Raw genomic sequence first — 13,756 nt, forward strand, 5'->3', positions numbered from 1 at the left:
CTAGTACCTCCGGTCGGTTTGCCTGCGTGGGCGATCGCGGCAAGGCGGGAAGCCAAGCAACCTGCGGCAATCAGATCAAGCATGGGATGAGATCGTCGCAGGTTACTTACCTATCTGACTGGGATTCAGTAATTAGGATTTGGCGAGTTGAGCCATGCCGTTATTGCTTCTTGTCCGGCGACCAACCCCAGTTGAGAATTTCCCCTTCATGCTGTTTGCCCTTCAGCATCCGGTTCCAGTACAGGCGAGGCAGGACGTGGCGCTTCACTAACCACATGCTGTACCGCTCCTTACGCGGATCGATCGGGAAGGAGGACATCGGTTGGTTGGTGTAGTCAAATTCCGCCATGATTGTCTTACCGTAGCCCGTAATCAACGGACAGCAGGTGTAACCGTCATAGCTACCCGTTAGTGCCGCCGACTGCATTGTGGCTAAGAGGTTTTCTACTAAAACGGGTGCTTGTTTGCGAATTGCCGCCGCTGTTTTAGAAATCGGTAGCGAGGAGGCATCTCCCAAACTAAAGACATTGGGATAGCGATTGTGTTGCAGGGTGTGTTTATTCACATCGACCCAGCCGGTAGCAGGTCCTTCTGTGCCAGCCAACGGACTGTTTTTAATAAAATCGGGGGAACCCATTGGGGGAGTGACATGGATCATGTCGTAGGGGATGACGATATCCTGTACCCCATCATCGGTCGTAACTTCAAACACTGCTTCTTTACTGGCGGCTCGAATCGCTTTTAAGTTGTGTTTGAACTTGAGGGTGATGTCTCGACGCTTGACGACTTGCATTAGGGGTTCGGCATAGGCAGGGACGGGGAAAATCGCGCCGACGGCAGAACAGAACATGACGTTGGTGTTGTTGCGGACTCCATTCTGGCGGAACGTGTCGTCTGCCAGGTACATGATTTTTTGCGGTGCGCCACCACACTTAATCGGGGTGGATGGGAAGGTGAACAAAGCATTGCCACCTTTAAAGTTCCGGATCGTTTCCCAGGTGTAGGTGGCGTATTTCAGGTCATAGTTGCTGCACACGCCGTTAGAGCCGAGGGCTTCCTTCAGACCTTCTACTGCCGACCAATTGATTTGGATGCCGGGACAGACAATCAGATAGGCGTACTGCACCTGAGTTCCGGTGCGGGTCGTGACGGTGTTTTGCTCGGGTTCAAAAGTAGCTACATAGTCTTGAATCCATTTAACCCCGGCAGGAATACAGTCTTGTTCGGGCTTGATCGTGGCTTCGGCGCGAAACTGACCACCACCGACTAAGGTCCAGGCGGGTTGGTAATAATGCTGGTTGGACGGTTCAATAATGGCGATATCCAGGTCGCTGCTTTTGGCACAGAGTTGAGCCGCAACGGTAATTCCAGCCGCTCCACCGCCGACAATAACAATTTGGTGTTTGAGCGGTTTACCGATCGGGGCGGGTTGGGCAGATAGCGATGGAGACGAACTCGGCTCGACGGATGTAGTCATGATTCTCTACTGTGCTCAGTCTATAGGTAGTTGCATTCTTAGCAAATTTTGCCCCGCTGATCTAGGGCTCTTCCCTGATCCCCGTCGGAATTACACAAAATTCATAGATTTTACGGAGATTCCCAAGTAAAACTTAATGAATAAATATTAAGACTACTGAACTTGCCAGGTATGACACTGCTTGGGTAATGATGCGGAATGGATGCAATGGTTAGTGTAGCTCCTATTACCCACTGTGAATCAGCTTGTGATTTCAGTGATTCCCCACTGTACAGTTCTGAAAAGATGACTGTATTGCACTGCTGCGTCTGCCCTCTTAGTTAATCATCAGTCGCAAAATTGAACGGCTGAAGTATGAATTAATTGGCTCCGGGGAATACTAACTGAAGGTATCACTTCTTACACCCAGCTTTTAATTACTCCCATGAAAACTCTATCTTTGGCGATCGCCGCGACGATCGCCCTGATGGCGGCTGCCGTTTCTACCCTCAATCCCGATCCGGCGGCGGCAATGCCCCTGGAAGACACCAGAATTAGTTGGGTGGCAACCAAACACCCCGTGTTGCGAGTCACCCTCAGTTCAGATCTGACGGAGACGGGCGAACGCCTGCTCAACCTGGATTTAGTGGTGAATGGTCAGGTGAAACAACGGTTACAGGCTGTTTCTGGGAAGGCAGATGTGCAGCATTTTCGGCTGGGGCAAGCCTCTAGAGCCAATTCCAGAGAACCTCTTCCCCAAGGGATGTATACGATCGGTCAGGTCGATCGGGCGGGGGGATTGCCTCAAGCCATGGGCGATACCTTTATTCCGCTAGCTCCTCAGTTCGCTACGGGACGTAGTGGCTTGGGGATTCATCTGGATGCCGATCGCCCAATAGGACCGGGAACGATCGGCTGTTTAGCCCTATTAACTCAAGCTGATATCGATACCGTTGCCAGGTTCGTCAGTGGTTACAACGTGCGTACCTTAATTGTGGATTATGGGTTGTAACCCGGAGGGAGATCGGTTAACCTGACCCTGTTCCTGTTCATCTCGTTACGCCGATCACTACTGATGTTGAAATCCTTATCCAGTTCGTGGTTCCTGTTGGGGATGCCGGTGCTTCTGGTTTGCCCCTCTGCCCTGGCATTGCCCGCGATCGCTGGGATTGATGATCCATTCCATAAAATCACCTTTGATCTGTCGCAACTATCACCCGACGGCTTGGTGGGGTCGGGAACCGGACGGAGATCGCTAAATTACGAATTTTGTATTCCCGCTACGGAAATGGCGGTGAGCGAAATTCAGGCGATCGATCCCAGGATGCAGATCTACCGCAACTCACGGGGGCGAATTGGCTGCGATCGGGCTCAATATCTCAGTATTGGCAACACCCATCATTCTCAGTGGCGTAGTATCCTCAACCAGATTGTGCAGTTGGACTATGTAGAGCGGATTGATCAATCCTTTGCCGAGTAGCGCAGTGACGGGGCTGAAATCTTTCAGATGTAGTGTTTACAACACATTAAATCCAACTTGCCTTATCCCCTCAGATTGATGTTAGGGGAGCAAATTGTTGCCTAATATACGCTCAAGCTCTTTAAAGGACACTCAGGCGTATGTTTGTAGACGCTATCAGCGCATCTAATGAAAATCCCAACGATCCCCGGAATCGGGATGTAATTCATCCTGCCGATGATCTGTTTTCCGCTAACCTGAAAACCCCGATTAACTCGTCACCCTTCACCCGCACCTTTATTAACAACCTACCAGCTTACCGTAAAGGCTTAACCCCACTCAGACGGGGCTTGGAAGTGGGTATGGCTCACGGCTATTGGCTATTGGGGCCCTTCGTGAAACTGGGACCTCTGCGGAATACAGAAGTCGCCAACCTGGCAGGATTGCTTTCGACCGTAGGATTATTGCTAATTTCAGCCCTAGTAATTTCGCTGTATGGCTCTAGCAATCCCCCATCGCCCACTCCGACCTTAACTACCCCTAATCCACCCCGAGAGTTGAGCCATTCCGAAGGCTGGAATGAATATGGTAGCGGCTTTTTGATTGGTGGGATTGGTGGCGCGATCGTTGCCTACTTCCTACTATCTAATCTGGGTCTATTCAAAGGATTAGCCGGGATGTAAGCTCATCTATCCCCAAACTAAGTTTCAGCAGGAGGCAAGTGACTGGAAGCCAGAATTGATCCAGTTCTGGCTTCTATTTCTTGTTTAGGAGATCTCGCCTTGCTGCACGGAAAGATCGGATAAATCGGCGGCAGCATTCTTCATGGCAGCAGGGAGCGTTGCAGTGGCGACCGTTTCCCCACTGCCTTTGATCTGACGCATTAAACTTGCCATTTCCAACGCACTCATGGCATAGTTCCAGCCCAAGTTACTCTTAATCCCTGCCCGTTCCAATGCTTGCTGCATCGTATCGGTGGTGACAATGCCAAACACAACCGGCACCCCAGTCTGAAATCCGGCGGCGGCAATGCCTTTGGACACTTCGGCAGCGACATAATCAAAGTGGGGCGTTTGTCCCCGAATTACCGCCCCTAAACAGATAATGGCATCGTAGCGATTGGTCAGTGCCAGTTGACGCGCCACGATCGGCACTTCAAAGCTACCCGGAACCCAGGCATAGTCTACTTGAGTCCCATTGGGGTCAATATCTACCCCATGTCGTTTGAGGCAGTCCTGGCATCCTTCCAGAAGCTTACCCGTAACTAAGTCATTAAAGCGACCAATGACGATCGCGAAGCGGAGTTGATCTGGACGGGTAAACGTGCCCTCGAAAACAGCCATTACTACCTGCGATTCCCTGCAATTCTGTGATTTACCTCATCGATCCAATGGCACCCAATAGCATGTCATTGAACCAATGAGGTTCAGATGATCTAAATGATCTTATGTCAGTGTTCTTATATCTCAGCGCGAAACTTGAACTAGGTTGAACTAAGCGACCAACGAATTGAGTACGCCTAGAGCAATCACCAGTGCCGCCCACACTCCAGATCCCAAAAGCACCAGCCGCTTGGATTGGTCCCAATTTTGGGGTGTTGCCAAAGCAACCGGAACTCCGACTACCATGACGAACGATAGGAACACGAAAGCAGCCAGGACAAGCTGGAACAAAATTGTAAACATCTTCGCTCCTTCCGATACAGCAATTACAGTGATTAGAGTGATTCGCTTGGGCTTGATGGTGCAATGCCCTTATCAGTAGTACGCTATCAGAAAATTGCTACCAACGGTCAATGGATCTGATTCTCTGCCATACGACTGCCGATTTTGATACGCTGGGTGCCGCTGTCGGACTGACTCGGTTACAGCCTGGTGCCCGGATTGTTCTGGCAGGGGGGGCACATCCAGCCGTCCGAGATTTTTTGGCATTACACCGCGATGAATATGCCTTGATCGAACGGCGATCGGTGACTCCCGATAGTATTCGATCGATCACCGTCGTGGATACGCAGTTGCGATCGCGCTTAGGTAAAACGGCAGAATGGCTCGATTTACCCCAGGTGACGATCCAGGTTTATGACCACCATTGCCATGCTGACTCCGATATTCCCGCCGCTCAGGTTGTGATTGAAGCCGTTGGGGCGGTGACGACCCTGGTAGTAGAACAGCTTCAGGCGCAAAATGTCATATTGACTCCGGTAGAAGCCACGGCAATGGCATTAGGGATTCATGTTGATACCGGATCGCTCACTTTTGATCACACGGCGGTGCGGGATGCTAAAGCCCTAGCGTGGTTGATGGAACAGGGGGCAACCCTGCGGACGATCGCGGATTACATCGATCCCGGACTATCGCCGCAGTTGCAACAATTACTGACGACCGCGTTAGACCACCTGCAAACTGCCACCCTTCAGGGGTATACGATCGGCTGGGTATTGCTGAAACTGGATAGTTACGTGCCGGGATTATCTAGCCTGACCTCCCGATTGATCGATTTAACGGAACTGGATGCCTTCTTGCTGGCCGCCCACTATTGCCGAGGATCTGCGTGTCGAACTGATGCTGAGGTCGAGGATGATACCTTAACCATCATTGCTCGATCGCGGATTGAGGGCACGAACCTGAACGCGTTACTCAAACCCTGGGGAGGTGGTGGGCACCCTCGCGCTGCCTCTGCCAATCTGCATGATGTGCCGCCTCAAGCTACCCTGGAAACTCTGGTGGCCCAACTGCAAGCCCAACTGCCCCAGCCACCCACCGCCAGGGAACTGATGTCGTCTCCCGTCCGCACGATTCGCCCGGAAACGACGATTGATGAAGCCCAACGGATTCTGCTGCGCTATGGTCATTCGGGGCTATCGGTTGTGGATGCGGAGGATCGGTTGGTGGGTGTGATTTCGCGGCGAGATCTGGATATTGCCCTGCATCACGGCTTCAGTCATGCCCCGGTCAAGGGCTACATGACCACCAATTTAAAGACGATTACGCCGGAAACCTTATTGCCAGAAATTGAATCCCTGATGGTGACCTATGATGTCGGACGCTTGCCGGTGTTAGATCAGGGAGAATTAATCGGCATCGTGACTCGGACAGATGTGTTGCGGCAAATTCATCAGACGGATATCGGGCGGCAGGGTGGGGAGGATGAGGGAGATGAGGGAGATGAGGGGGATGGGGAGGATCGTCGCAGGCGAGATATGGTGTTGCGATCGCGGCACTCCTGGCAGAATCCTCAATTCCTCCTGGCAACATTACGGAAGTATCTCAAGCCGGAACTGGGGGAGTTTTTGGCGATCGCGGCGCACCATGCCGAGCAACGGGGTTGGCAGTTGTATCTGGTGGGTGGGGCGGTTCGGGATTTGCTGTTAGCCACCTGGCAACCTCAGGAGTTAGCAGAACAGCAACTGATTCAGGATATTGATTTGGTGGTCGATGGCTTTCATCGGGCAGCGGATGTGGGGGCAGGGGTGGAACTGGCGCGATCGTTGCAGGAAACCTATCCTCAGGCGCGGCTGGATGTGCATGGCAAGTTTCAGACGGCAGCGCTGCTGTGGCATAACGATCCAGTGTTTAAGTCACTATGGGTAGATATTGCTACTGCCCGAACCGAATTCTATCCCTATCCTGCCGCTAATCCGGAAGTGGAAGCCAGTTCAATTCGCCAGGATCTCTACCGCCGCGATTTCACCATCAACGCTCTGGCGATTCGGCTGACTGCACCTCGCACAGGGGAAATGCTGGACTTTTTCGGGGGCGTGTTGGATTTACAGGCTCGCCAGATCCGGGTGCTCCATGCCAATAGTTTTATTGAAGATCCCACTCGAATTTATCGGGCAGTCCGGTTTGCCGTTCGTCTGGGCTTTCAAATTGATCCGCAAACGGAGGGCTATATCCGTCATGCGATCGCCAGTGGCATTTATGAGCAACTGCACGATCGCACCGATGGCAAGTTTCGGGCTCCAGCGCTACAAACTCGGCTGCGGGCAGAACTGAAATATATTTTGCAATCTTCGTACTGGTTGCCTGCCTTGAAATTACTGGCAGATTTGGGAGCCTTTCAGTGTATTCATCCCACGTTGCAGCCCGATCGCACCCTATGGCGACAGTTACGGTTGGCAGAGCGCTGGTTGCATGGGAGTGCCAGACAATCCCAATCTGTGACGAAGGAAGCATGGTTATTGTTACTGGAAGTGATTCTGGCGGATCTGCCTCAGGCGTGTCGGGGAACGGTTGCCGAGAATTTGCAATTGCCCCAGGACAGCATTGAACGCTTACACCATCTGGCAACGGCTCAAACCACGATCGCGACCAAACTACCGGACTGCGAGCGTCCCAGTCAAATGAGCGACTTACTCCAACCCTATGAGCCGGAATTGCTGGTATTGGTGGCGATCCGCAGTTCGCGATCGCTGCGGAAACAGATCTGGCGTTACCTGACCCATTGGTCGCAGATTAAGGCTCCCTTAGATGGTCGGGATCTGAAGGCAATGGGGTATAAACCAGGACCCCAATTCAAGCACATCCTACAGACCTTAACGGCAGCTACATTAGATGGAGTGATCGCCAACCGTGAACAGGCGGAGATTTATTTAAATAAATGTTTTCCTGGGAACTAATTCCTCCGTAATTCTGTCGAAGTCGCTACGGAGAATACAGTACGATCGCGGCAAGTCTCAGCGATTTTTGACTTGAATTATTCTCTTGTCGCAGGGTGATTATGGCTACTTTAGCGTTCAGCATAACCAGATAAGTCAGGTGCAGGAGAAGCAAATGTTCCTCAATCATGTCGTTCGTTCCCCTGGTTTACCCGTGTTTCGTACTACTCTTGCCGCGATCGGGCTGGTTGCCGGATTAGGCATAGCTACTGAGGCTCAAGCCGCGAGATTACGGCTGGGCGATGTCAGCTTTGAAGAAGTGTCGGGTAACTTTCAAATTACTGGAGGCAGTCGTAGTACCGATTTTTATACGATCTACCAGGATGTGACAGGGCCTGATGTCAATCTCTTGATGCGGATTGAGGGATTCGACAGACTGTATCGCCAAGGGTATGTCGGGATTCGGGTGCAGTCGATCGTCCGCAATCTTACGGGCACTCCCTGGATTTTCTTCGATCATGAACTGCGGGAAAACCAAAATATTCCCAGTCCTGAAGCCGATGGGTTGTCGTTTGCCCAGGGGTATACCACGATTCGTCCCTTTACTTCAGATCTGTTGCCGCTTGCCAATGAAGTGATTGATGTGCGGGATTTTGTCAATTATTCCGGGGGGATTGTGCAACCCGGACAAACGGTGACATTTATCTACGCCATTACGGATAATAGCCCCCAATCCCACTTTTTCCTGCTCCAGCGCCCTAACTTTCAGCCCGGTGGTGTCGGATTTGTTGATCCGCTGCCCTCACCCCCCCCGGAACCTCCGGTGATTCCTCCCATCCCCGAGCCTGAGCCAGTGGTCATCACGCCGCCGATCGTCGAGCCGCCAGTCATTATAGAGCCTCCACCCGTGGTTGTCGAAAATCCCCCTACGGCACCCCTACCGTCACCAACCAATGCGGCGGCGGTGCCCGAACCGACGACGATCGCGGGCGTGATGTTAGCGGCTCTGAGTGGCTTCTGGGTCAAGCAACGCCAACGCCAAAACTCTTAGAAATGGGAGTTAAATCAGTTTGAGATCTAGTAGGGGTGGGTTCTGCCGCCAACTCTATGCCAAAGGTATAGGGAGCAAATTGCTCGGCTAAACCTGCCCGTACAGGTTGCTGACCATCTAGATGAGATCCTGGATCTGCCCATGCCTCTATCCCAAAAGACAGGGAGGCGTTAGCATGGGGAGGCGAATTTTCATGGTGGATTTCCATGCCTCTAACCGCCGGTACCTCATTACAGCATGGTAAGTATGTCGTAGAGAAAATCTTAGGACAGAGCGGTTTAAGCATGACGTTGCAGGTAATTCAGACTCGACTGAACCAACCTGCCATCATCAAAACTCTACAACCGGAGATCACCCTACCGATCGACCGGGTTGACCTCAATCAGCGATTTGCCGAGGAGGTGCGGCGGTTTGCCCAGTGTCAGCACCCTGGCTTAGTCAAAATTCAAGACTTCTTTGAAGAGGATAACTGGCCATTTGCCGTGATGGATTACACGCCGGGACATTCCTTAGCGGAAATTGTCCAGGTGCGGGGAGCATTACCGGAGGAGTTAGCCATCCGGGTGGTGCGGCAGGTTGGGGCTGCTCTCACTGCGTTGCATCGACAGGGGTTAGTTCATCGCAACATCACACCCCGGAATATCATTCATCCCCCTGGCTCAGATGTGGTTGTCCTGGTCAATTTAGGCTTGGCTCATCCCATGGTCTTAGGGGTGCCCGATGGCATAGTGTCCCCACCGGCGGGAGAGTACGCGGCGATCGAGCAATATTACGCTCAGGCGGCGATGACGGCGGCAACGGATATCTATTCCCTGGCAGCCACCCTCTACTATTTGGTAACTGCTCAGGTTCCGATCTCGGCTCCGACCCGCAGGCACTCGCCGTTAGTTCCGCCGCGCCAGATTCAACCAACCATTAGTGCCCTCATGGAATCTGCCATCCTGAATGGCATGGCATTGGACGCGGCGACACGCTCTCAGGCGATCGCGGCTTGGTTAGGCTCCCTTACGGGACACGAGGTGCTACTACCATTGATCCATGCCACCCATCATAGTCATGCGGCAACCAAAGTTGTGACTTCCCCACCGGAATCGCCCTCGCCTACTGTGAATGGTTATCAAGGCGATCCTGGTTCGATGTCCAATGGCTCTCGCCCTCACCCTGTTTATCCTTCCCCTGACCCGTTATCTTCTCCTGTGACTAAATCTGTAAATCAACCTGCCGCCACGGCGATGACAGGGCGTTCGTTAAATGGTGCTCGATCGCCCCATGCTGGTCGTCTCAACCGTCGTTTTCTCAGTCAAGTAATTGCGATTTCGGCAATTACCGCCTCCGCCGGATTAGGACTGGGCTTAGTGCTGCGAATGGCAGGAGCTAAAACTCCAGGTTCCACGTTTTTCCATACCGAACAAGCATTTCCACCCGTTGGGGATTGGCCCCTGTCGGCTAAACCAGTGACGGAGCCCGTTCCCACCTCACTCCCGGAAGTGCCGGTGCGAGATACCTGGATTCCAGAACCCGCCGCGATCGAGCCTGCACCCATGACTCAGGAATCGTATCGGCAAGCCCCACCTGCTGCACCTGATCCCCAAGCGAACCCAGAAAGTAGCCCTCAGGGGGTGGCTCCCTCGAACCCCGAGCTTCCCAGCGAATTCGCCGCACCACCACCAACGGCTACCACTCCCAGCAATCCAGCCCCTAGCCTGGATGCTCCAAGCGTTGCTCCGGTAGCTCCTGCCGCACCCGTTGATCCGCCGCCGCCAGCCCCAATGGTGGATCCGGCTCCGGTTGCTCCATCGGCTCCGGCTCCTGTCTCTGGTGCCGCTTCCTCTACCAGCCCACCCCCATAAGAACTAGATCGTGGTTAAGTCAGCATCGGCAACTGTCTGAGTTTGCGGCTTTTCCTGCTATCTCCTTCTTCCGTTCTATGCCCTCTCTATCTGCTCTTCGCTATAATGCGGGGGGAGCAAATGGAATGGTGTTTATGAGTAACCCGATCGTACATGCTTTTTTCGTGGGTCGGGCGCTGGCAGAGTTGCTCTATGAACAGACAGAGCATGCTTTGACAGATGCCTTAAGTGAGTTAGGAAAGTTTGATGCCGAGCAGCGGGAACGGTTGCGTCAGTTTACGGTGCAGGTGCTGGAACGGGCAAATCGAGAAGAAGAAGTGACAATGCGAGCGCGAACTACCACCGCGATCGTGCCGTTAGATCATCAGCCTGCGGACTTGCAAGCGATGATTGATGATTTGCGGGCAGAAATTGCTCGGTTACGGGCCGAGTTAAAGCACTATCGCAATCAGCAGGTTGGCTAAACTCTCAGTGGCTAGCGTCCATTAGTCAACCTTTGATAGCATTCAGTTACATTAAGTAAATCAGCCCAACATTCGAGTGTCTGCTGTTCATGATGACTCTGTTACCTCCCAGCCATCTGCGGAGCCTGACTTTAATCTGCGTTCTGGGCATGTTTTTGGCGCAATGACTGGTGATGCAATGACTGGGATTGACGTACAAAGAGACCATCCAGACAGGGAAGCGTGGGAAGAACCCAGTGCTTCTAGCCCATCTGATCTGCGATCGCGGAATAAGTCCTATGGGGATAATTCCTATCGCTGGAGTCGCGAAAATTATTCCCGTCCCCGTCGCTATGTGGACATTTGGGGATTTGTGATTGCCCTTATGTTGGCGTACTGGTTATATAACAAGCCCTGGAGTTATCGGGGCGGCATGACCGAGACCGCGAAACAAAAGCGGCGTAAGGCTCTCGCTATCTGGATTCGGGAGACATTGCTGGAACTTGGGCCCACCTTCATTAAAGTGGGGCAATTGTTCTCGACGCGGGCGGATCTGTTTCCGGCGGAGTACGTCGAAGAACTGTCAAAACTGCAAGATAAAGTCCCCGCCTTTAGCTACGAACAGGTGAAGGCGATCGTTGAGCAGGATCTGAGCAAACCGATTCAGGTGTTGTATTCCAGCTTTGACCCGATTCCGATCGCCGCTGCCAGTTTAGGGCAGGTGCATCGTGCCCAATTACATTCCGGGGAAGAAGTGGTCGTCAAGGTGCAGCGCCCCGGTTTACAAAAGCTATTTAAAATTGACCTGGCAATTCTCAAGGGCATTGCGCGTTACTTCCAGAACCATCCCGATTGGGGGCGGGGACGAGACTGGATGGGCATCTATGAAGAATGCTGCCGCATTTTGCATCAGGAGATCGATTATCTGCGGGAGGGGCGTAATGCCGATACCTTCCGCCGCAATTTCCGGGGTGAGGATTGGGTACAGGTGCCGCGCGTCTATTGGCGCTATACCTCCCCACGGGTGTTGACGCTGGAATATCTACCTGGCATCAAAATCAGCCATTATGAAGCCCTGGAAGCGGCAGGGCTCGATCGTCGGCGGCTGGCTCAATTGGGTGCCAGAGCCTATCTGCATCAGCTATTGAATGATGGGTTTTTCCATGCCGATCCCCATCCCGGCAACATTGCCGTCAGTCCGGAGGGTGAGGGATCACTGATTTTCTATGACTTCGGCATGATGGGGCAGGTGCAGGCGATTACCCGAGAACGGCTATTAGGAACTTTCTTTGGCATTGCTCAGAAAGATGCCGATAAAGTGATTGCCTCTCTGATTGAGTTGGGAGCGTTAGAACCGACGGATGATATGGGGCCAGTGCGGCGATCGGTGCAGTTCATGCTGGATAACTTCATGGATAAACCGTTTGAAGCCCAGTCGGTTAGTGCTATTAGTGACGACCTGTATGAAATTGCCTATGGACAGCCCTTTCGCTTTCCGGCTACCTTTACCTTTGTGATGCGGGCATTTTCCACTCTGGAGGGTGTAGGCAAAGGGCTGGATCCAGAGTTTAATTTTATGGAGGTAGCAAAACCATTTGCAATGCAGATTATGAGTAATGGCAATCCGTCCTCAGAAGTAGGCAGTGTGCTAGGTGAGATCAGCCGTCAGGTGGGTGAGGTGAGTAGCACTGCCTTTGGCTTACCTCGCCGGATTGAAGATACCCTGGAAAAATTGGAGCGGGGCGATATTCGGGTCAGGGTTCGTTCCACGGAAACCGATCGGGCTTTGCGCCGGTTAAGTGGGGTGAATCAGGGGATGAACTACACATTACTGGTCTGCACTTTTACTTTGTCGGCTACGATTCTATTAGTGAACGGTTATGGCTGGTTAGCGCTGGTTGCTGCTGTCGTGGCAATTGCCATAGGAATTAGCCTCGTTCGCTTATGGATTCGGCTCGATCGAGCGGAACGTATGTAACTGTGATCACCTGGTGCTGAGGCACACGCTGCTTATTTTATGAAACGTCTGTTTACGGGGCTTACCGATGTTGGACTCCTCCGCAGTGTCAATCAGGATGCTTATCATATTGATCCTGATGGGCGCTTCTTCATTGTTGCGGATGGCATGGGTGGGCACGCCGGAGGACAGGAAGCCAGTCGGATTGCGACCCAAACGATTCAAACCTATCTAAACGAGCATTGGTTATCTGATATACCCTCCCAGAAACTTCTAGAAGAAGCGTTAGTCGAGGCAAACCAGGAAATTCTCCGCGACCAACGGCAACACCTGGAACGATCGGATATGGGAACGACGATCGTGGTGGTGATCTTCCGGGAGGAGCAGCAACCCTGGTGTGCCCATGTCGGAGACTCTCGGCTGTATCGCCTGCGGGGAGCTAAACTGGAGCAAATTACCGAAGACCATACCTGGGTTGCCTGGGCAATGAAGATGGGTGAGATTAGCCCCGATCAAGCCAGAAGCCACCCTCTCCGGCATGTGTTAGCTCAGTGTTTGGGTCGCCAGGATCTACGCCAGATTGAGGTGCAGCCCCTTCAGGTGCAACCGGGCGATCGCTTGTTGCTATGTAGCGACGGGTTAACCGAAGAACTTTCGGATCAAATCATTGCGTCCCACCTGAAATCAATTCGTGCCTGTGAGATGGCAGCCACAGCGCTGATCAATGCTGCCAAGGATCGAGGCGGTCGTGACAATATTACGGTGGTGATTGTCGCGATCGATAGTTTGAGATCCAGCGATAGTTAGGTGATCCAACCGCCGCGATCGCAGGTTCGCTGCCTGATTCCACCTCAATATGGACAGAATCTTTACATTTATGGTGGACTTCAGTGCCTAATGTGATGGTTAAGTACAGTTTATCCATCGCTCGTTAGTGAATCAC

14 protein-coding genes are annotated in these 13,756 nt (G+C 52.6%); 9 read left to right on the forward strand and 5 right to left on the reverse strand.

Going from position 1 to position 13,756, the window contains the following annotated elements; genetic code table 11:
• Positions 1 to 160 precede the first annotated feature (160 nt).
• Complete coding sequence (locus ACN4EK_RS09255; RefSeq protein WP_431657551.1) at positions 161 to 1,477, reverse strand: NAD(P)/FAD-dependent oxidoreductase; 1,317 nt, start codon at positions 1,475 to 1,477, stop codon at positions 161 to 163.
• Between the two features lie 424 nt (positions 1,478 to 1,901).
• On the opposite strand from ACN4EK_RS09255, the gene ACN4EK_RS09260 reads away from it, so the two are divergent.
• From ACN4EK_RS09260 to ACN4EK_RS09270, 3 genes are all read left to right on the forward strand, one after another.
• Complete coding sequence (locus tag ACN4EK_RS09260; protein WP_431657552.1) at positions 1,902 to 2,468, forward strand: hypothetical protein; 567 nt, start codon at positions 1,902 to 1,904, stop codon at positions 2,466 to 2,468.
• A gap of 63 nt (positions 2,469 to 2,531) precedes the next feature.
• A complete protein-coding gene (locus ACN4EK_RS09265) occupies positions 2,532 to 2,936 on the forward strand; it encodes a hypothetical protein (protein WP_431657553.1) in 405 nt (134 codons plus the stop codon).
• A 140-nt stretch (positions 2,937 to 3,076) separates the two neighbouring features.
• Positions 3,077 to 3,598 carry a photosystem I reaction center subunit XI gene (locus ACN4EK_RS09270; RefSeq protein ID WP_431657554.1) on the forward strand — a complete coding sequence of 174 codons (522 nt, stop codon included), beginning with the start codon at positions 3,077 to 3,079 and terminating at the stop codon, positions 3,596 to 3,598.
• Positions 3,599 to 3,682: 84 nt separating this feature from the next.
• Here the strand turns inward: ACN4EK_RS09270 and ribH are convergent, their stop codons facing one another.
• Positions 3,683 to 4,258 carry a 6,7-dimethyl-8-ribityllumazine synthase gene (gene ribH / locus ACN4EK_RS09275; protein ID WP_431657555.1) on the reverse strand — a complete coding sequence of 192 codons (576 nt, stop codon included), beginning with the start codon at positions 4,256 to 4,258 and terminating at the stop codon, positions 3,683 to 3,685.
• A gap of 150 nt (positions 4,259 to 4,408) precedes the next feature.
• Positions 4,409 to 4,600, reverse strand: coding sequence for a photosystem II reaction center protein PsbZ (gene psbZ, locus ACN4EK_RS09280; protein ID WP_431657556.1), 192 nt, complete (start codon positions 4,598 to 4,600; stop codon positions 4,409 to 4,411).
• 110 nt (positions 4,601 to 4,710) lie between these two features.
• Between psbZ and ACN4EK_RS09285 the strand changes: the two genes are divergently transcribed.
• Together ACN4EK_RS09285 and ACN4EK_RS09290 are read left to right on the forward strand one after the other, a co-directional pair.
• Entirely contained in the window at positions 4,711 to 7,533 is a 2,823-nt protein-coding gene (locus ACN4EK_RS09285) for a CBS domain-containing protein (RefSeq protein ID WP_431657557.1), read from the forward strand.
• Positions 7,534 to 7,687: 154 nt separating this feature from the next.
• Positions 7,688 to 8,563 (forward strand): PEP-CTERM sorting domain-containing protein, encoded by an 876-nt coding sequence (locus ACN4EK_RS09290; protein ID WP_431657558.1) that lies wholly within the window; start codon positions 7,688 to 7,690, stop codon positions 8,561 to 8,563.
• Here ACN4EK_RS09290 and ACN4EK_RS09295 read toward each other — a convergent pair.
• The gene (locus ACN4EK_RS09295) at positions 8,535 to 8,771 is read right to left on the reverse strand and encodes a hypothetical protein (RefSeq protein WP_431657559.1); all 237 of its coding nucleotides are present in this window, start codon (positions 8,769 to 8,771) and stop codon (positions 8,535 to 8,537) included. The two genes, ACN4EK_RS09290 and ACN4EK_RS09295, sit on opposite strands and share 29 nt — an antisense overlap.
• On the opposite strand from ACN4EK_RS09295, the gene ACN4EK_RS09300 reads away from it, so the two are divergent.
• From ACN4EK_RS09300 to ACN4EK_RS09315, 4 genes are all read left to right on the forward strand, one after another.
• Complete coding sequence (locus ACN4EK_RS09300; RefSeq protein ID WP_431657560.1) at positions 8,770 to 10,413, forward strand: serine/threonine protein kinase; 1,644 nt, start codon at positions 8,770 to 8,772, stop codon at positions 10,411 to 10,413. The genes ACN4EK_RS09295 and ACN4EK_RS09300 overlap by 2 nt on opposite strands.
• Positions 10,414 to 10,547: 134 nt before the next feature.
• Positions 10,548 to 10,877: a DUF6825 family protein gene (locus ACN4EK_RS09305; protein WP_431657561.1), complete on the forward strand. Its 330-nt coding sequence runs from the start codon at positions 10,548 to 10,550 to the stop codon at positions 10,875 to 10,877.
• A gap of 163 nt (positions 10,878 to 11,040) precedes the next feature.
• Positions 11,041 to 12,834 (forward strand): ABC1 kinase family protein, encoded by a 1,794-nt coding sequence (locus ACN4EK_RS09310; RefSeq protein WP_431657562.1) that lies wholly within the window; start codon positions 11,041 to 11,043, stop codon positions 12,832 to 12,834.
• A gap of 39 nt (positions 12,835 to 12,873) precedes the next feature.
• A complete protein-coding gene (locus tag ACN4EK_RS09315) occupies positions 12,874 to 13,620 on the forward strand; it encodes a Stp1/IreP family PP2C-type Ser/Thr phosphatase (protein ID WP_431657563.1) in 747 nt (248 codons plus the stop codon).
• Here the strand turns inward: ACN4EK_RS09315 and ACN4EK_RS09320 are convergent.
• The gene (locus tag ACN4EK_RS09320) at positions 13,571 to 13,738 is read right to left on the reverse strand and encodes a hypothetical protein (RefSeq protein WP_431657564.1); all 168 of its coding nucleotides are present in this window, start codon (positions 13,736 to 13,738) and stop codon (positions 13,571 to 13,573) included. The genes ACN4EK_RS09315 and ACN4EK_RS09320 overlap by 50 nt on opposite strands.
• Between the last annotated feature and the right edge of the window lie 18 nt (positions 13,739 to 13,756).

Origin of the sequence: Pantanalinema rosaneae CENA516 (assembly GCF_050753385.1) — a bacterium.
GTDB lineage: Bacteria > Cyanobacteriota > Cyanobacteriia > Leptolyngbyales > Leptolyngbyaceae > Pantanalinema > Pantanalinema rosaneae.